The organism is Streptomyces rugosispiralis (assembly GCF_024505145.1).
Classification (GTDB): Bacteria; Actinomycetota; Actinomycetes; order Streptomycetales; family Streptomycetaceae; genus Streptomyces; species Streptomyces rugosispiralis.
Window position 1 is genome coordinate 1 of sequence record NZ_JANIAA010000258.1, and the last position, 353, is coordinate 353.

1 protein-coding gene is annotated in these 353 nt (G+C 63.2%); it reads right to left on the reverse strand.

Going from position 1 to position 353, the window contains the following annotated elements:
- The coding region (locus tag NP777_RS47340; RefSeq protein ID WP_391858721.1) for an AMP-binding protein at positions 1-353 on the reverse strand (353 nt) is incomplete at both ends.

A 353-nucleotide genomic window follows, 5' to 3' on the forward strand; every position in this document is an offset into this window, starting at 1 on the left:
AACGCCACCGACGAATGCAGCAACGCCGTACCCGACGCATCCGGATACACCTCACGCGCCCGCTCCAAATACGCCCCCACCGAACGATGCTCAACCACCACACCCTTCGGCCGACCCGTCGAACCCGACGTATAAATCACATACGCCGGAAGCGACAACTCCCGCACCCCTGCCACCGGCTCATCCGAATACCCATCGGCCGCCGCGAGATCCGCAATCTCATCGATCACCAGCACCGGCCGCGCATCACCCAAAATGTGCGCTATCCGCTCCGCCGGATACTCCGGATCCACCGGCACATACGCACCACCCGCCTTCACCACACCCAACAACGCCACCACCAACTCCACCGA